This window comes from Paraburkholderia sp. 40 (genome assembly GCF_050434105.1).
GTDB classification, from domain to species: domain Bacteria; phylum Pseudomonadota; class Gammaproteobacteria; order Burkholderiales; family Burkholderiaceae; genus Paraburkholderia; species Paraburkholderia tuberum.
In genome coordinates, this window is sequence record NZ_JBNPVY010000004.1 from 1,624,225 (window position 1) to 1,641,349 (window position 17,125).

15 protein-coding genes and 1 riboswitch are annotated in these 17,125 nt (G+C 64.5%); of the genes, 10 read left to right on the plus strand and 5 right to left on the minus strand.

Annotated features, from left to right (window positions below; all coding sequences use genetic code 11):
- Window positions 1-302 precede the first annotated feature (302 nt).
- The 6 genes from OKW28_RS29175 to OKW28_RS29200 all read left to right on the plus strand — a co-directional run bounded on the left by OKW28_RS29175 (window position 303) and on the right by OKW28_RS29200 (window position 7,192).
- Window positions 303-707 (plus strand): GreA/GreB family elongation factor, encoded by a 405-nt coding sequence (locus OKW28_RS29175; protein WP_429450775.1) that lies wholly within the window; start codon window positions 303-305, stop codon window positions 705-707.
- A 140-nt stretch (window positions 708-847) separates the two neighbouring features.
- A riboswitch (TPP riboswitch) is annotated at window positions 848-965 on the plus strand.
- 88 nt (window positions 966-1,053) lie between these two features.
- Window positions 1,054-2,985 carry a phosphomethylpyrimidine synthase ThiC gene (thiC, locus tag OKW28_RS29180; protein WP_429450776.1) on the plus strand — a complete coding sequence of 644 codons (1,932 nt, stop codon included), beginning with the start codon at window positions 1,054-1,056 and terminating at the stop codon, window positions 2,983-2,985.
- A gap of 145 nt (window positions 2,986-3,130) precedes the next feature.
- Window positions 3,131-3,355, plus strand: coding sequence for a glycine zipper 2TM domain-containing protein (locus tag OKW28_RS29185; protein WP_429450777.1), 225 nt, complete (start codon window positions 3,131-3,133; stop codon window positions 3,353-3,355).
- Between the two features lie 233 nt (window positions 3,356-3,588).
- Window positions 3,589-4,080 (plus strand): hypothetical protein, encoded by a 492-nt coding sequence (locus OKW28_RS29190; RefSeq protein WP_429450778.1) that lies wholly within the window; start codon window positions 3,589-3,591, stop codon window positions 4,078-4,080.
- Window positions 4,081-4,375: 295 nt separating this feature from the next.
- A complete protein-coding gene (locus OKW28_RS29195) occupies window positions 4,376-5,974 on the plus strand; it encodes an L-lactate permease (RefSeq protein ID WP_429450779.1) in 1,599 nt (532 codons plus the stop codon).
- Between the two features lie 291 nt (window positions 5,975-6,265).
- Window positions 6,266-7,192, plus strand: a complete 927-nt coding sequence (locus tag OKW28_RS29200; RefSeq protein ID WP_429450781.1) for a DMT family transporter — start codon at window positions 6,266-6,268, stop codon at window positions 7,190-7,192.
- Window positions 7,193-7,362: 170 nt separating this feature from the next.
- On the opposite strand, the gene bamC is transcribed toward OKW28_RS29200, so the two are convergent.
- Window positions 7,363-8,598, minus strand: a complete 1,236-nt coding sequence (bamC, locus tag OKW28_RS29205) for an outer membrane protein assembly factor BamC (protein ID WP_429450783.1) — start codon at window positions 8,596-8,598, stop codon at window positions 7,363-7,365.
- 398 nt (window positions 8,599-8,996) lie between these two features.
- Here bamC and OKW28_RS29210 point away from each other — a divergent pair, with 398 nt between their 5' ends.
- Together OKW28_RS29210 and OKW28_RS29215 are read left to right on the plus strand one after the other, a co-directional pair.
- Window positions 8,997-9,461: a DUF2844 domain-containing protein gene (locus OKW28_RS29210; protein WP_018421123.1), complete on the plus strand. Its 465-nt coding sequence runs from the start codon at window positions 8,997-8,999 to the stop codon at window positions 9,459-9,461.
- A 69-nt stretch (window positions 9,462-9,530) separates the two neighbouring features.
- Window positions 9,531-10,799, plus strand: a complete 1,269-nt coding sequence (locus tag OKW28_RS29215) for a DUF3443 domain-containing protein (protein WP_429450785.1) — start codon at window positions 9,531-9,533, stop codon at window positions 10,797-10,799.
- Between the two features lie 49 nt (window positions 10,800-10,848).
- Here the strand turns inward: OKW28_RS29215 and OKW28_RS29220 are convergent, their stop codons facing one another.
- On the minus strand, window positions 10,849-11,292 hold the full coding sequence (locus tag OKW28_RS29220) for a hypothetical protein (RefSeq protein WP_429450786.1): 444 nt from the start codon (window positions 11,290-11,292) through the stop codon (window positions 10,849-10,851).
- A gap of 80 nt (window positions 11,293-11,372) precedes the next feature.
- Here OKW28_RS29220 and OKW28_RS29225 point away from each other — a divergent pair, with 80 nt between their 5' ends.
- The gene (locus OKW28_RS29225) at window positions 11,373-12,125 is read left to right on the plus strand and encodes a cadmium resistance transporter (protein WP_429450787.1); all 753 of its coding nucleotides are present in this window, start codon (window positions 11,373-11,375) and stop codon (window positions 12,123-12,125) included.
- Window positions 12,126-12,224: 99 nt separating this feature from the next.
- On the opposite strand, the gene OKW28_RS29230 is transcribed toward OKW28_RS29225, so the two are convergent.
- Entirely contained in the window at window positions 12,225-12,557 is a 333-nt protein-coding gene (locus OKW28_RS29230; protein WP_429450788.1) for a hypothetical protein, read from the minus strand.
- 397 nt (window positions 12,558-12,954) lie between these two features.
- On the opposite strand from OKW28_RS29230, the gene leuA reads away from it, so the two are divergent.
- Window positions 12,955-14,661: a 2-isopropylmalate synthase gene (gene leuA, locus OKW28_RS29235; protein WP_429450790.1), complete on the plus strand. Its 1,707-nt coding sequence runs from the start codon at window positions 12,955-12,957 to the stop codon at window positions 14,659-14,661.
- Window positions 14,662-14,791: 130 nt separating this feature from the next.
- Here the strand turns inward: leuA and OKW28_RS29240 are convergent, their stop codons facing one another.
- Both OKW28_RS29240 and boxA read right to left on the minus strand, forming a co-directional pair.
- Window positions 14,792-15,571, minus strand: a complete 780-nt coding sequence (locus OKW28_RS29240; protein ID WP_429450792.1) for an amino acid ABC transporter substrate-binding protein — start codon at window positions 15,569-15,571, stop codon at window positions 14,792-14,794.
- Between the two features lie 275 nt (window positions 15,572-15,846).
- Window positions 15,847-17,085, minus strand: a complete 1,239-nt coding sequence (boxA, locus tag OKW28_RS29245) for a benzoyl-CoA 2,3-epoxidase subunit BoxA (RefSeq protein ID WP_429450793.1) — start codon at window positions 17,083-17,085, stop codon at window positions 15,847-15,849.
- Window positions 17,086-17,125 lie beyond the last annotated feature (40 nt).

The following is a 17,125-nucleotide window of genomic DNA, read 5'->3' on the forward strand; positions in this document are numbered from 1 at the left end:
CTTCCCCAACACCTGGTCGTTTTGCCCGTGACTTCTCTGCGTCGTCCGACTTTCCGTGCTCTCGCCCGCTTGCGCCCATGCCGCGCAGGCGAGTGCGCGCGCGCGGACGTCGCGTCGCACGGCCCCGGCGAGACGTCCCGAACGGTCCCGCTTCACGCCGCCCGGCGCCCTCGCTGACGCAGCCCGCCAATACCCAGGGCCGCGTCGCCGGGCACCGGGCTCTCCCATTCGTCCACTCATCCGCCGACCACCCCATGGGTCGTTGCACGCCGCCTTCCATGACCGCCTTATCCGGAGTCCTGATGATGAAGAAGATCAAAACCTGCTACCTGACCGAACTCGACGTGACCCGCCTCGAGAAATACGCGGCCGCCGACGCCAAGTTGCAGCACATGCTCGACGATGTGCTCGAACGCGCGGTGATCGTCGACTCGCACGACATCCCCGCCGACGTCGTCACGATGAACTCGCAAGCGACGCTGATCGACACGGCGAGCGGCGAACAGATGACATGGACCGTCGTCTATCCGCCCAACGCCGATTTCGGGCAAGGGCGCCTGAACGTGTTCTCGCCGGCTGGCCTCGCGCTGCTCGGCGCGCGCCGCGGCGAGAGCATCCGCTTCACGCCACCCAGCGGCGATCAGAAAGTGCTCAAGCTCGACAAAATCCTGTATCAGCCTGAAGCCGCCGACGATTTTTCACTGTAAGCCGGCCGTTCCCTCGCTGTAAGTTGCCCTGTCTGATGCGATCTCGAATCAAGCATAGGAGATGTCTGGTTTCATCCGGACCAGTTTTTGAATCATTCAGACAGGTTGCCAAACCGCGGGCGGGCGGTGTATCGTGTGCGCTGCTAACGCGGGGGTCCTGCGTAGCGCGGAGCTGGAGGTCCGTGTTGCGTGGGTGAGAAATACCCTTTGAACCTGATCTGGATAATGCCAGCGCAGGGAAGCGTACGGATTTCGCTCCAGCCTCAAGGGCCTCACCTCTCCGCGATTTCCGACTACTTCCATCTCGGTCTCCTGCTTAGCCGCCCCACTTTGTACGGAGACTTGCATGAACGCCAATCCGAAGTTTATTTCCGCCGAAGCCCACGTGGACGAGGCCGCCGTCGCGCCGTTGCCGAATTCGCGCAAGGTCTACGTGAGCGGCTCGCGCCCCGACATCCGCGTGCCGATGCGCGAAATCTCGCAGGCCGACACGCCCGACAGCTTCGGCGGCGAAAAGAATCCGCCGATCTACGTGTACGACACGTCGGGCCCCTACTCCGACCCGGACGCGGAGATCGACATCCGCGCGGGTCTACCCGCGCTGCGCCAGGCGTGGATCGAGGAGCGCGGCGACACCGAGCCGCTGACCGGTCTGTCGAGCAGCTTCAGCCGCGAGCGCGCCGCCGATCCGGCCACCGCGCAGCTGCGTTTTCCGGGACTGCATCGCACGCCGCGCCGCGCGATCGCCGGCAGGAACGTGACGCAGATGCACTACGCGAAGCAAGGCATCATCACGCCGGAAATGGAATACATCGCGATTCGCGAAAACCAGCGCCGTGCCGAATACCTCGAGACCCTGAAGACGAGCGGCCCGAACGGCGCGAAGCTCGCCGCGATGATGGGGCGTCAGCACCCCGGCCAGGCATTCGGCGCGAGCGCGTTCGGTCCGAACGGCCTCACCGAAATCACCGCGGAATTCGTGCGCGAGGAAATCGCGCGCGGCCGCGCGATCATCCCGAACAACATCAATCACCCGGAAAGCGAGCCGATGATCATCGGCCGGAACTTCCTCGTGAAGGTCAATGCGAACATCGGCAACTCGGCGGTGACATCGTCGATCGGCGAGGAAGTCGACAAGATGACGTGGGCGATCCGCTGGGGCGGCGACACGGTGATGGATCTGTCGACCGGCAAGCACATTCATGAAACGCGCGAATGGATCATCCGCAATAGCCCGGTGCCGATCGGCACGGTGCCGATCTATCAGGCCCTCGAAAAGGTCAACGGCAAGGCTGAAGACCTCACCTGGGAAATCTTCCGCGACACGCTGATCGAGCAGGCCGAGCAAGGCGTCGACTACTTCACGATCCACGCGGGCGTGCGTCTGCAATATGTGCCGCTCACGGCGAACCGGATGACCGGCATCGTGTCGCGCGGCGGCTCGATCATGGCGAAGTGGTGTCTCGCGCATCACAAGGAAAGCTTCCTGTACGAGCATTTCGAAGAGATCTGCGAAATCATGAAGGCCTACGACGTGGCCTTCTCACTCGGCGACGGCCTGCGTCCCGGCTCGATCTACGACGCGAACGACGAAGCGCAACTGGGCGAGCTGAAGACGCTCGGCGAACTCACGCAGATCGCGTGGAAGCACGACGTGCAGGTGATGATCGAAGGTCCGGGCCATGTACCGATGCAGCTGATCAAGGAAAACATGGACCTGCAGCTCGACTGGTGCGACGAGGCGCCGTTCTACACGCTCGGGCCGCTGACCACCGACATCGCGCCGGGCTACGACCACATCACGTCGGGCATTGGCGCCGCGATGATCGGCTGGTTCGGCACCGCGATGCTGTGCTACGTGACGCCGAAGGAACACCTCGGTCTGCCGAACAAGGACGACGTGAAGACCGGCATCATCACGTACAAGCTCGCCGCGCATGCCGCCGATCTCGCGAAGGGTCATCCGGGTGCGCAGGTGCGCGACAACGCGCTGTCGAAGGCGCGCTTCGAATTCCGCTGGGAAGACCAGTTCAATCTCGGTCTCGACCCGGACAAGGCGCGCGAATTCCACGACGAAACGCTGCCGAAGGATTCGGCCAAGGTCGCGCATTTCTGCTCGATGTGCGGCCCGCACTTCTGCTCGATGAAGATCACCCAGGACGTACGCGAGTTCGCCGCGCAACAAGGCCTCACCGACGACGAAGCACTGAAGAAAGGCATGGAAGTAAAGTCGATCGAGTTCATGAAGCAAGGCGCGGAGATTTATCAACGGCAATGAGCGGGTTGCGCGATTCGCGCTAACCAGCACTGCAGTATCGAAGCCCGCCGGCATGGCGGGCTTTTTTATTCCACCGCATCGAGCAGGCACGTTGCGTGCTGAGAGAAAGAAACATCTGTTTCCAACAACGAGCGGAGTCAGCATCATGAATTCGATCCGTCATCCCGGTACTCGTCTTGGTACGGTCGCAGCCGCCCTTTCACTTGTCGCGGGTCTCGCGGCATGCGGCGACATGTCCCCACGCACACGCGATACCGCGATCGGCGCGGGTGTCGGCGGCGCGGCCGGCGCGGCGATCGGCGGCAATGGCTGGTCGACGCTGGGCGGCGCGGCGGTAGGCGGCGTCATCGGTAACCAGGTCGGCAAGTGAGCGTTGCGTCCGATGACGTGTCTAACGATTCATACAGGACAGCAAACGATTTTTTCGAACCACGATCCGGACTGCCGAGGGCGGCGGATGCGGTGCGCCCTCGTCCCGACGACGCGCGTGGAAATAGACTGAAATATGCGGTTGCGGTTTTGCCACAGCGCTGCCGCGGCAAGAGCGTAAGCTCCTCATAACGACGTCGCGCAAGGCGGCATCGGTTCATCGAGGAGCGCGCCATGAAGTCCCGCTTCGTCACCCATCTTTGCGTGGTGCGCCTCTCGACGCCACGCGATTCATCCAGTTTTTCCGCAAGGTTCGCGCGGCCCGCCACCGCGATTTGCGTGCTCGCCTCGAGTCTCTTTTTTGCAGGCTGCTATTACCCCGCCGGCTACTATCCCGCCGGCTATTACCCGTCGTACTATTCGACCGCGCCCGCGACCGCAGCCGACCAAACCGCGCCGGCGACCGATCAACAGCAGCCGCCTCAAGCCCAGGCGCAAATGCAGGTCGCACCGCAAGACATGCCGCCCGGTTATGCGGTCCCCGCGCCCGTGTATGCGGCGCCGCCGGTTTATCCCGCCTACTATCCGCCGCCGGCTTATCCTTATCCCGCTTATTACGGCTACCCCGCCTACTACGGACCGTCGATTGCGATCGGCATTGGCGGTTATTGGGGCGGTCATTGGGGCGGCCATTGGGGCGGTCATGGGGGCGGCCACTCGCATTGACCTGTCCTCTTTCGTCGCGGAGCGCGCACGCGCCGGCACTTCAACTGCCGGCGCGCGCGCTTCTTCATGAGTCGTTTTTCCGCGCGTATCGCCCTCCGCCGCGCATACCCCGCCCGTACTTTCCCGGCTTGACGCGCCGATAGGGCGCTCTATCCTTGGAAGGTTTCATGCAGCACCCGCTTAAATCGGGCGACGCCGCTTTGTCGAGGCCACTTGCGAGCGTCCGCCGTGTCAGAGCGACGCGCCGTCATGCGCAATCCCCCGCGTCGAATTACACAACAACGAAGGAGACGTGATGTTTCATCAACTACTCACTCCGGTTGGCAATTCGCTTTTTCCGTCGTTCATCGTCGCCGCGCTGCCGATCATCGTCGTGCTCGCGTTGCTCGGCTGGGCGCGCAGGCCCGCGTGGCAAGCGTCGCTCGCGGGACTGATCATTGGTTTGATCGTGGCGATTTTCGTCTGGCAGTTTCCGGTCGGGCTCGCGTTCAACTCGGTCGCGGCTGGCGTCGTGTTCGCGATCTGGCCAGTGATGTGGATCGTGTTCACCGCGATCCTGCTGTACAACATCGCGCAGCGCTCGGGACGCTTCGAGGCCTTCCGCCTGTGGATGATCGACAACCTGCCGAACGACCGGCGCATCGTGCTCGTCGTGGTCGGCTTTTCGTTCGGCGCGCTGCTCGAGGGCATTTCGGGTTTCGGCACGCCGGTCGCGATCACGAGCTCGCTGCTGATCATGCTCGGCTTTCCGACGCTCGAAGCGCTGACCTTCACGCTGATCTTCAACACCGCGCCAGTCGCATTCGGCGCGCTCGGCGTGCCGATCACGGTGCTCGGCGCGGTCACGCATCTGCCGTCCGACGTGCTCGCGAAAATGGTCGGGCGGCAATTGCCTTTCTTCGCGGTCCTGCTGCCCTTCTATGTGATCGGCGTGTACGCGGGTTTTCGCAACATGCTGCGGATCTGGCCGGTGCTGCTGGTCTCGGGCCTGAGCTTCGCGCTGACCCAGTTCGTCGTCTCGAACTTCGTGAACTACAGCCTGACCGACGTGCTGTCTTCGCTGGTTTCTCTGATCCTCACCGTTGCGTTCCTGCGCGTCTGGAAGCCCGCCGTCGATCCGAAATTCGCGGTCAACGTCGATCGCGTCAGCGAGGTGCGCGGCAAGATCGGCGGCGCACAGGGCTGGTATCCGTGGATCATCGTGTCGGTCGTCGTGATCATCTGGACGATCGCGAGGATCTTCACGATCGGCGACATCAAGGTGTCGTGGCCCGGTCTCGACAAGGCCGTGTTCATCACGCTCTACAACACGCCGTACGGCGCGATCTGGGACTTCCAGCCGCTCGCGACCGGTACCGCGATCCTCGTCGCCGCGCTCATCACGGCGTTCGTCGTACGGCTCTCGCCCGCCGAGTTCGGCAAGGCGATCTCCGATACGTGGGTGCAAACGCGCATCGCGATCCTGACCGTGGCAACGATCGTCGGCCTCGCTTACCTGATGAACTACTCGGGACTCACCTACACGCTCGGTCTCGGCGTTGCGTCGGTCGGGCCGCTGTTTCCGCTCGTGTCGGCGTTCCTCGGCTGGGTGGCGGTGTTCCTGTCGGGCAGCGATACGTCGGGCAATGCGCTGTTCGGCAATCTGCAGGTGGTCGCGGCCAACCAGCTCAATCTGAATCCGGTGCTGATGGCGGCGACCAACTCGTCGGGCGGCGTGATGGGCAAGATGATCTCGCCGCAGAACATCGCGACCGGCGTCGCGACCACCGAGTTGAAGGGCAAGGAAGGCGTCGTGTTCGCCAAGACCTTCAAACATTCGATTCTGCTGACGGTGCTGCTTGGCGTGCTCGTCTGGGCGCAGCAGAACGTCCTGCAATGGATGATTCCGCATTGAGGCCGCGCCAGTAACGGCGCAATGCAATTCACATCTTTTCGGACGGCCGCCCGCGCATCGCGGGCGCCGTTTCCGATCCCTCCCCACTGCCGTTCCGCCTGATCGCAATTTTTCTCACATATCGGTGAGAATTGCTCGTTTGGCGCGCGCCCTCGCAGCGCTTACCATCGACCTCACCGGACGCGGCGGTCTCCCGGATCTTGCCGTTTCATCCTGTACTGAAACGATTCGCGCGATCGCACTGTTACGATGAGCTGGCGTCCCGACTCAACTGCGCGTGGCGCCATTCCAATGAAAACCAGAAACCTGCTGCAACTGCTGATCCTCGCTGCCCTGTGGGGCGCATCGTTCCTGTTCATCCGCGTCGGCGTGACCGACTTCGGCGTCGCGCCGCTGATGGCGCTGCGCGTCGGCATCGGCGCACTCTTTCTCGCGATCGTGCTGATCGCGCGACGGCCGCTGCAACAGTCCGCCACCGTGTTGCGCACGCGCGCAGTGCCGCTGCTCGTGGTCGGTATCCTCAATTCGGCGGCACCATTCTGCCTGTTCGCGTATGCCGAGCTGACGCTGTCGGCGGGCGTCACGTCGGTGATCAATGCGTGCGCGCCGCTGTGGGGCGCGCTGGTCGGCTTCCTGTGGCTGCGCGACCGGCTCAGCGTACTGCGCACGCTCGGTCTCGTGGTCGGCTTTCTCGGCGTGCTGATGCTCGTGTGGGATCAGATCGCGGCGCCGGCCGGCTCGGCCGCCTCGCCGCTGAGCGTCGCGCTCGCGGCCGGCGCCGCGCTCGGCGCGACGCTGCTCTACGGCATCGCCGCCAACTACACGAAGCGTCACCTGACTGGTGTCGACGCGCTGACCGTCGCGACCGGCACGATGATCGGCGCGACGATCGTGCTGCTGCCGCTCGCGGTCATCTACTGGCCCGCCGCGCCGATCTCGCTGCGCGCGTGGGGCGCGGTGATCGCGCTCGGCGTCGCCTGTACCGGCATCGCGTACATGCTTTTCTTCCATCTGATCGCGGTCGCCGGGCCGACGCGCGCGATCACCGTGACCTTCGTGATTCCGATCTTCGGCATTCTGTGGGGCGCGTTGTTTCTCGGCGAGACGGTGTCGCCCGGCATGCTTGAAGGGTGCGCGGTGATTCTGGTCGGCACCGCGTTGGCGACCGGCGTAGTCAAGCGCTTGCCGTGGATGGGGACGCGGCGCGCGGATACCTGAGCGCACGGAGTCAATCGGCAACCGCGCCGGGTCGCGGCTTGCCGATCCGGTCACGTTACATCGGCTCACGCGCGCGCCCTTCGCGCGTCAAATGCATAGTCAAAAAAAACCGCCCGGATTTCTCCGGGCGGTTTCGTCGAACCGGCGGCGTCGGCCGCAAGGCTCTCGTATCAGTGCAGCTGGTCGGCCATCAGGCTCATGATCTGCTTGGCCTGCGAGCTTTCGTCGAGCTGACCCTTGTCGTCGACCACGGCCACGCGGGTCTGGTTCGGCGTCACCGCGCGCACGTTCACGCGATACTGCCTGGCGACCTTCTCCTTCTTGCCGTGGAAGACCTGGCTCCAGAAGCCCTGCTCGGCCGACGACATATCCTTCGGATCGACGTAGCGCACGAAATAGAGGCCGCGGCTCAGGTCGCGATCGTCGACCGTGAAATTGCTGCGATCGAGCGCGAGGCCCACGCGCAGCCACGCGCGGTCATACGGCTCGGCGAGCGTGAGTTCGGTCGATGAAAGCTGCGCCGACGTGTTGTTGGCCGAATCCGCGTCCGGCATAGGCGGTTGCGCCGCGAGCGCGACGTTCTGCGCGACAACGGCGGCCGTCGCCGACTTCGCACCCGCCGTCGCCGCGTTCGGCGCGATCTGCGTGCCCGCGGGCGACAGCTCGGCGTTCTGTGTGCCACCCGCGTTGCTACCCGAATCGGCCCGCGCGAGCGAGGCCATCAGGCGCTTCAGATATTCCTGCTCGAGCGCCGGGTCGTTCGGCTTGGGTTGCCACTGGGTCGACTCGTTGTTCGTACCGGTGATCGCCTCACGCATGCCTTTCTGGCTGACGAACACATAGGTGCCGCCCTTCGGCGCCGCTTCGAGACGCGTGCGGAACTTGTTGCGCTCCGAACTCACGTAGCTGTTGCCCATGGCCTTCGACAGCGTGTTGCGGATAAAGCCGTCGTTGATCTGCGCGTGGGTTTCGTTCCAGTCGGTTTCCATCACGCCCTTGTCGCGCTGGTCGACGACGAGCAGGAAGCCCTGCTCCTGCCAGAAGCGGCGGATTTGCGGCCAGGCCTGATCGGGCGTTTTATTGTCGATCACGAGCCAGCTCTCGGTGCCGTCGCGCTGGATGTGGATGCCCTGGACGGGCGGCACGACCGCGACCGCGTCGCCGGCCGGCGCCTGTGCCTGCACGTGTTTCAGCGTGGACAGCGAGGTTTCGCCGCCCTGCGGCGGCAGCGAACGCTGATCGGCCGTCTCGTCGATCATGTTCGGCGGTACGGCAAGCGATACCTGCTTCGAACGGGAGTCGCTCCTATAGTCGATTTTGGTCGGCGACGAGGTGCCGCAGCCGGCGACCAGCCCGCCTGCCATGAGCATTACTGCGAACCGCTTGGTGAGACGAAAATCAGTCATGTTCGGGGAATCCTTCCGCTACGCCACGGCAAGTTTCCGTGGATCAACCCAACATTTTACCGGTCCCGGCGAGGCCTGTGCAAAAACTGGGGTTTGCCCGCGAATCGCCGCATGCCACGGCTACGAAGCGACCACGGGAAAAAAGTCCGCGCCCGTCATGATATTTGCCTTCTTATGAGGTAAATTTAACACTCAATAACACTTTCGAGTTGACATTGGGAGTATTCCCAAGTCTTTGCCGGAGGCCCGCCGAATAAGGGCTTCCGGTCTGCATGCGGCTTGTTTTTAAACATGGCGCGCGGTCCTGTCCGCCGCGATGTGCAAAGACCAGAAAAAACCGGCGCCAGGTTAATCGAGTTATCTCAATAAAAAATCCGGCGCCAAACGAGGAAGGCCTCATGTCCCAGTCCTGTCTCAATCCATCCGCGATCGCCTCGGCGATCGCCGTCGTCGCGTGCTGCGCGAGCTTCGGCGCGCATGCCGAATTGGGCGGCACGATGCCGAGCCAGGCGGTTTCGGGCGCGAGCGCGCCGCGCACGCTGCTCAATGGCGCACTGCGCGAGCGCACGTGGACCGACGCTGGCAATACGACCATCAACGAATACGCGACCAGCACCGGCCTGATCGTCGCCTACGCGTGGCAAGGCCCGACGATGCCGGATCTGCACGCGCTACTCGGCAAATACGGCGACTCGTACAAGACAGGCGCCGCGGCGGCGGCCGGCAGCGGCAATCTGCATTCGTCGCGGGTCACGCGCGCCGACGTGATCGTCGAGTCCGGCGGACCGATGCGCGGCTACGTCGGCCGCGCGTGGCTGCCGGCGGCTTTGCCCGCCGGCGTCACCTCCGACGACATCCAGTAACGCGTGCGCCCCGCACGCGTCGCTCGCGCCCCCTTCACGCCTGAGTTCCACCCGACGGATCGCCACGCCATGAAATCCGCCTTGCGTTTCCATGCCCTGCTTCTGATCGTCTGCGTGGCCCTCGTCGGCTGCGGCGGCGGAGGCGGCAGTTCCTCGTCCAGCTCGTCCGGCTCGGGCTCGACGCCGTCCGCGACCGCGCCGACCTCGTCGGCCAGTTCCACGAGCGCGTCGAACACGACGCAGAGCGCGAACGTGCCGCAATCGACCACGCCCAACGTGCAGTTGGTCACGGTCGGCGTATCGCCCGGCAATACGCGCAACATGCTGACGACGAGCGTCACCGTCTGCCAGGCCGGCACCAGCAACTGCGCGACAATCGACGACATCCAGGTCGACACCGGCTCGAACGGCCTGCGCATCCTCGCATCGGCGCTGCCGACGACCCTGTCGCTGCCGACCATCGCCGCGGGCGGCGGCGTGAGCGCCGAATGCGCGGTGTTCGGCAGCGGTTATGCGTGGGGCTCGATCCGCAACGCGGACGTACGCATGGCTGGCCAACAGGCGTCATCGATTCCGATCCAGGTAATCGCCGACAGTGCACTGCCCGCCGCACCCACCGACTGCGCGAACGCCGGCGCGTCGCTGCTGACGGTGTCGAGCCTGCACTCGAACGGGATCCTCGGCGTGGGCCTGTTCCCGGTCGACTGCGGCAACGGCTGCTCGAACTCCGCATTGCCGCGCTGGTACTACAGCTGCACGACGAGCGGTTGCACCGCAACCGCGCAGCCGCTCGCACAGCAGGTGACCAACCCGGTCAGCAGCTTCCCGCTCGACAACAACGGCGTCGTGATCGAGCTGCCGGCCGTCGCCGATGCGGGCGCGGCCAGCGTGTCGGGCTCGTTGATCTTCGGCATCGGCACCCAGTCGAACAACACGCTGACGAGCCCGAACGTCCTGAAGGCGAACGCCGCGACCGGCTACGTGACGACGAACTCGGGCGGTCAGACCTATGCGGTGAGCTATCTCGACAGCGGCTCGAACGGCCTGTTCTTCCACTCGACGCAGTTCCCGTTGTGCGGCTTCTGGTACTGCCCGACTTCGACGCAGTCGGCGAGCGCGTCGATCACCGGCATCGATGGCGTGTCGAGCACGGTGTCATTCGACATAGCCAATTCGAGCACGCTGTTCTCATCGTCGAACAACGCTTTCGACAATCTCGCCGGCAATTCGAGTCAGGGCTTCGGCTGGGGCTTGCCGTTCTTTTACGGCAAACGCATTTACACGGCGATTGCGGCCCGCAATACGTCGGCCGGCCAGGGGCCGTATTACGCGTTCTGAGATTGATTGGGTTGGATGCGCAGCGATGCCGCGAGACGCGGACGGGAACTCAGCCCGCCGTGCTGGCCGGTTGCGCGGCCGGCGCGGCCAGCTTTGCCGGCGCGAGCCAGCGGAATACGTCCAGCTCTTCGCCGTGGAACGTGCACTCGGCGGCGGCCGGCGTGCTGACCCTCTTCGGCTCGGCCTGCTTCGCGGCCACATTGACGTCCGTCGCCGCTTGCGATGCCGATGCCGCGAGCGGCGCGGAGACCGCCACCTCGGACGCGCTTACCCGATGGTCGATCGTCCCCTCCACCACGACGCGCGAGCCGCGAATCGCGGCCCCGCGATGCGTGACCCGCAGCGTATCCGACGACATCCCCGACGACGCCTCGGCCAGCTTGCTGCGCATCAATTGTTCGCACGCGCTCGAATTGCGGGTACCGATCGTGCAGGCCGCCAGCAGCGCCGCGGCGCTCGCGACACAGGCGATAGAGAGAAGGCGAATCTTCATCGATGTTCCGTTGTTCCAGGCCTCGGTCATTGTAGCTTACGACCCCGTCGCCCGACTTCGCGGCCGCCTGCCGCTTGACCTTGACGCGGCGCATCGGCATCGTGTTGACCGGCCGCGTCCTCGATGGCGCAGCCGGCAGCCCGGTTGCCCACATTGCACGGCGAATTCAAAACGACTCTACTCCCGGTAACGATCTCGGCTTCTTCATGCTCAGCCTCGTCCTGCTCGCGATCGTCGCCTACGCCGCGACCAATATCGACAACCTGTTCGTGCTGCTCGGCTTTCTGACCGAAACGGGCGTGGAGCGGCGCCGCGTGGTCGCGGGACAGTACGCGGGCTCTTTGATCCTCGTCGCCGCGGCGCTCGTGCTCGCGGCCTTGCTCACGCGCCTGCCGGCCGGTTATGTGGGCCTGCTCGGCTTGCTGCCGATCGTCGTGGGCCTGCACAAGGCCTGGCAGCGCTTCGGTCCCGGCCACGCGCGGCGCAACGCCAGCGAAGATAGCGAGGACAGCCGCGCAAGCGCTCCGCCATCCGTTCGCGGCTCATCGAGCTGGACCGTCGCGAGCGTCGCCATCGCCAACGGCTCGGACAACCTCGCCGTCTACGTGCCGCTGTACGCGAGTCGTACACCCGCCGAGAACGCGCTGGTTTCGCTCGTGTTCGTCGTGATGATCGGGCTCTGGTGCGCGGGCGCGGCATGGCTGGTCGACCACCCGTTGCTCGGCGCGCCGATCCGGCGCTACGGCTCGGCGCTGCTGCCGCTGATCCTGCTCGCGATAGGCGTATCGGTGATTGTGAGCAGCGATACGTTGCGACTTTTGTCCGGCGCGTGATCAACGCGGGGCGTCGACGAAGACTGCGCGGCACGCAACCGCTTCAGCTTGCCGCCTTCAGCGTCGTAGTCCTCGTCTGCCGATCCTGCTTCGCCAGTCTCAATTCGCCGGCTGGGGCGGTTGCACGTAAATACGCACGCCCGCCAGCGGCGCGCCATAGCCGCCCGCGCTCGCGTTGTTCGGCAAGCCGTTGACCAGTTGCGCACGCGGATCGGTCGGATTCAGATTCAGCTCGCCCGCCTGCTGGTTGCCATGCGTCGGATACTCGCTGCCGCGCGCCGCCTGCGGCATCAGACGCGTACTGTTCTGCGGCGCGTTCACGTCGTTCTGCGCGCTGAGCCCCTGCGCGCCCGCCTGCCCGACGAACCCACATGCCAACGCCGCGCACGCGCAGATTCTCGCGAGGCTGGATATCTTCGCTACCCCTTTCATGTTCACCTCCTGCTCTGTGAATTGACGACGCCTCGTGAGCTCACCCCTGAATCGGGTGCCGCGCGAGCGTCCCACGGCACCTTCCCTGCGAGCGGCCGCTCGCCCCCTTCTGCAGCCGAGCAGGCCGCGGCCCACTCCACCTCGGCCCTTGACGCTTTCTCAATAATATGTTCCCATTGCGCACTATGTACCGCGCCCAGACCACCCTATCGCTACTACTAGCCCGCTCTACCGGGCTAGGTCTGCTGCTGCGCGCGTCCGCTTCTCTCTGATACACCGAAGCATCGCTTGAATCCCCAGTAACTGACCCAGCCCCGGTTTCCGACCGGCGGCCCAGTATCGCGTTTTCGTCGTCCGGTCGACACCCGTTCCACGGTCTCTCCCCCGGATGATGAAAATGTTGAAAAATCCTGCTACCAAGTACCGTTCGTTCAAGCCGATCAATTTGACGGATCGCCAGTGGCCGTCGCGCACCATCACGCGCGCGCCGATCTGGATGAGCACCGACCTGCGCGACGGCAACCAGGCGCTGTTCGAGCCGATGAACGCCGAGCGCAAAATGCGCATGTTCAAGACGCTGGTGCAGATCGGCTTCAAGGAAATCGAAGTCGCGTTTCCGTCGGCGTCGCAGACCGATTTCAACTTCGTGCGCGAGCTGATCGAGGGCGGCCATATTCCCGACGACGTGACGATCGAAGTGCTCACGCAGGCGCGCGACGATCTGATCGAGCGTACTTTCGAATCGTTGCGCGGCGCCCCGCGCGCGATCGTCCATCTGTACAACGCGACCGCGCCGGAATTCCGCAAGATCGTGTTCGGCCTCGAAAAGAGCGGCGTGATCGAACTCGCGCAGAAAGCCGCGCGCACGATGAAGCGCCTCGCCGACGCGCAACCGGACACGCACTTCACGCTGCAATACAGCCCGGAAGTGTTCAGCGGCACCGAACTCGAATTCGCGAAGGAAGTCTGCGACGCGGTGTTCGACATCTGGCAACCGACGCCCGAGCACAAGGCGATCGTCAATCTGCCGGCCACCGTCGAAATGGCCACGCCGAACGTCTACGCGGACCAGATCGAATGGATGCACCGCAATCTCGCGCGCCGCGACTCGCTGATCGTCTCCGTCCACCCGCATAACGACCGCGGCACGGCCGTCGCGGCCGCGGAGCTCGCGGTGATGGCGGGTGCGGATCGCGTCGAAGGTTGTCTGTTCGGCAACGGCGAGCGCACCGGCAACGTCGACCTCGTCACGCTCGCGTTGAACCTGTACACGCAGGGCGTCGACCCCGAGCTCGATTTCTCGAACATCAACGAAGTCGCGCGCACGGCCGAGGAATGCACGCAGTTGCCGGTGCATCCGCGTCACCCGTATGTCGGCGATCTCGTCTTCACCGCGTTCTCGGGCTCGCACCAGGACGCGATCAAGAAGGGCTTCGCCGCGCAGAAGCCGGACGCGATCTGGGAAGTGCCGTACATGCCGATCGATCCGAACGACCTCGGCCGCACCTACGACTCCGTGATTCGCGTGAACAGCCAGTCGGGCAAGGGCGGTATCGCGTACCTGCTCGAACAGAGCTACGGCGTCGTGTTGCCGCGCCGTCTGCAGGTCGACTTCAGCTCGGCCGTGCAGCGCTTCACCGACCAGAGCGGCCAGGAAGTCACGCCTGCGCAGATCTGGGAACTGTTCCAGCAGGAATACGTGCGCACGGCCGAGCCGGTCCGCTATATCAGCCACAGCCTGTCCGAGCATGACGGCCGCGAGCACATCAAGCTCAACGTCGAAATCAACGGCACGCCGCGCGTGCTGAGCGGCGCCGGCAACGGCCCGCTCGACGCGCTGATGCACGCCTTCGACGTGCCCGTGCGCATCCAGCACTACGAGGAACGCGCGCTCACGCAGGGCGCCGATGCGCGCGCGATCGCGATCGCGGAAATGGCCGGCGCCGATGTGGCCGGCAGCGCGTTCGGCGTCGGTGTCGATGCGAACCTGATCACCGCGTCGATCCGCGCGGTGATCAGCGGCGTGAACCGCGCGTATGCACGCGTGAACACGGATGCCCAGGAGCGCTTCTTCGACGCCGCGCTGAGCGACGCGACGGTGTGAGGCCAGCGTCTGCCGCGTTGAACGTGCGGCACGCCGTATGTTCGACGGCCTGATGACAACGAAGAAGGGGCGTTTCGACGCCCCTTCTTTTTTAATCTGGATTTATCCGCATCAACGTTTCGGCCGACGGTCAATGAAACACGTCCCGGCCGAAGTACTTCAGCGAAATCCGCTGATACGTACCGTCTTTTCTCATGCCGGCGAGCGCGTCGTCGATCGCCAGGCGCAGCTTCGGATTGCCCTTGCGGATCAGTACGGCCGACTTGTCGCTGCTATCGGGCGACGTATCGACCGCGACGACCTTGATCCTCGCCTCGGGCTCGCGCTTCCTGTAGTCGAGAAACGACAATGAATCGTTGACGGTCGCATCGACGCGGCCCGCGACGAGCAGATCGATCGATTCGTCGAAGCCCTGCGCCGGAATCACCTGCGCGCCGTGCGCGGCCGCGATCCTGCCGACGTTGCTGGTCAGCGTATTGGCCGATTTGCGGCCCTTCAGGTCGTCGAAAGATTTGATCGTCGTGTTGTCCGATGCGACGATCAGCACCGCGTGCGACGTGATGTACGGGGCCGAGTAATCGTATTTGAGCTTGCGCTCGTCGGTGATCGCGACCTCGTTGATCACCGCGTCGTAGCGATTGACGTCGAGACCGGCGATCAGTCCTTCCCATTTGCCTTCGATGAATTGCGGCTTGACACCGAGACGCTGCGCGATCGCGCTCCCAAGCTCGACGTCGAAGCCGGTCAGCTTGCCCGCGTCGTCGTGGTAGGTGAACGGGGCGTACGTACCTTCAGTGCCGATCCGGAACACGCCCGATGCCTTGATCCGCGCGAGATCGTCGGCGCTCGCCGGATGCGCCAGTGCTGCCTGCAACAGCGCAATCATCGCAAGTGATCGAATCGGCTTCATCGGACGGCTCCGTCTGAGTGCCTGCGCAGGTGGCGGACTGCCGCGTTTGGCGGGGAGTGCCGGCGGGCGGCCGGCTGTCTGGGCCGACTGTAGCAAACCGTCCGCGATTTTCAAAGCGCTTCGCGCGCGGTGCGTCGATCCGCACAGGTCAGCCGCTGCGCTCTGTCAAGCATATGGCGCAGGCAAAAAGGCCCCGCAAGCGCTCATGCTTTCACGAGCCTTTGCGGGGCCTTTTCGCGGAGCTTTCGGTGTGGGTCGGCGTGTCGGCGCGCCGCTCAGTACGTCTCCAGATGCAGCCGCCCTTCCCGCTTCAGCTTCGCCCACAACGCTTCCCAATCGAGCTGATGCTGCTCGCCGATATCCTTGAGCGCCTGCAGCACACCGTCCTCCATGCCCTTGAGGCCGCACACGTAGATATAGGTGTTGTCGTCCTTCAGCAGGTTCGCGACGTCGGCCGAACGTTCGCGCATTGCGTCCTGCACGTAGCGCTTCGCCTGTCCCGGGGTGCGCGAAAACGCGAGCGTGGTGTCGATGAAATCCTTCGGCAGATTCGTCAGCGGTCCAAAGTACGGCAGCTCCTCCTTGGTACGCGCGCCGAAGAACAGCATCAGCTTGCCGGTCGCGCCTTTGAGGCGCTTGCGGCGGCGATACTCGGTCATCGCGCGCATCGGCGCGGAACCGGTGCCCGTGCAGATCATCAGCAGATGCGAGTTCGGATGATTCGGCATCAGGAAGGTGCTGCCGAACGGACCGATCACGTTGACCACGTCGCCCTTCTTCAGATCGCACAGATAGTTCGAGCACACGCCGTCGATCGCGTCCCCGTGCTGCTGCGACACCCGCTTGACCGTCAGCGACACGTTGTTATAGCCGGGCCGCTCGCCATCGCGCGGACTCGCGATCGAGTACTGGCGCGCGTGATGCACGCGGCCGTCGGCGGCAGCTCCCGGCGGCAGAATGCCGATCGACTGGCCTTCGAGCACCGGAAACGGCATCGAGCCGAAATCGAGCACGATGTGATGGATGTCGCTCGACGTCGCGCTGTCGGTGAGCCGGTAGTTGCCGACCACCGTCGCGGTGGTCGGCGCCTTATGCGTGTAGAGATTCACGTACGGCTTCGCCGCCGACCACGGCGGCACGACCGCGCCACGCACGGTATCCACTTCGATGCCGTCCGCTTCGGCGGCGCTGTCGCCCGCGGTGGACGCGGCCACCGGTTCTTCAGCCGGCACCGCCATCGTGTTCTGCTCCGGCAACACGTCCCACGTAAACTGCTCGTCGATCGAATACGCGTCGGCCTTCAGCACCGTGCGCCAGTTGTCGATCGCGCCGGTCGGGCACGGCGGCACGCAGGCCATGCAGCCGTTGCAGACGTCGGCCTTCACGACGTAGTTGTTGTCGTCGTGCGTGATCGCATCGATCGGACAGGTCTCTTCGCAGGTATTGCAGCGAATGCAGATTTCCGGATCGATCAGATGCTGCCGCAGAACTTCGACCGATACTGGGCCGTTCATGACTTCCTCCACCTGGATACGGCGAGCGCGTAGCGCGCCT

Bases quoted from the DNA above. Each gene is read 5' to 3' on its own strand.
- OKW28_RS29175 (WP_429450775.1), top strand. From the start codon at position 303: ATGATGAAGAAGATCAAAACCTGCTACCTGACCGAACTCGACGTGACC.
- thiC (WP_429450776.1), top strand. From the start codon at position 1,054: ATGAACGCCAATCCGAAGTTTATTTCCGCCGAAGCCCACGTGGACGAG.
- OKW28_RS29185 (WP_429450777.1), top strand. From the start codon at position 3,131: ATGAATTCGATCCGTCATCCCGGTACTCGTCTTGGTACGGTCGCAGCC.
- OKW28_RS29190 (WP_429450778.1), top strand. From the start codon at position 3,589: ATGAAGTCCCGCTTCGTCACCCATCTTTGCGTGGTGCGCCTCTCGACG.
- OKW28_RS29195 (WP_429450779.1), top strand. From the start codon at position 4,376: ATGTTTCATCAACTACTCACTCCGGTTGGCAATTCGCTTTTTCCGTCG.
- OKW28_RS29200 (WP_429450781.1), top strand. From the start codon at position 6,266: ATGAAAACCAGAAACCTGCTGCAACTGCTGATCCTCGCTGCCCTGTGG.
- bamC (WP_429450783.1), bottom strand. From the start codon at position 8,598: ATGACTGATTTTCGTCTCACCAAGCGGTTCGCAGTAATGCTCATGGCA.
- OKW28_RS29210 (WP_018421123.1), top strand. From the start codon at position 8,997: ATGTCCCAGTCCTGTCTCAATCCATCCGCGATCGCCTCGGCGATCGCC.
- OKW28_RS29215 (WP_429450785.1), top strand. From the start codon at position 9,531: ATGAAATCCGCCTTGCGTTTCCATGCCCTGCTTCTGATCGTCTGCGTG.
- OKW28_RS29220 (WP_429450786.1), bottom strand. From the start codon at position 11,292: ATGAAGATTCGCCTTCTCTCTATCGCCTGTGTCGCGAGCGCCGCGGCG.
- OKW28_RS29230 (WP_429450788.1), bottom strand. From the start codon at position 12,557: ATGAAAGGGGTAGCGAAGATATCCAGCCTCGCGAGAATCTGCGCGTGC.
- leuA (WP_429450790.1), top strand. From the start codon at position 12,955: ATGTTGAAAAATCCTGCTACCAAGTACCGTTCGTTCAAGCCGATCAAT.
- OKW28_RS29240 (WP_429450792.1), bottom strand. From the start codon at position 15,571: ATGAAGCCGATTCGATCACTTGCGATGATTGCGCTGTTGCAGGCAGCA.
- boxA (WP_429450793.1), bottom strand. From the start codon at position 17,085: ATGAACGGCCCAGTATCGGTCGAAGTTCTGCGGCAGCATCTGATCGAT.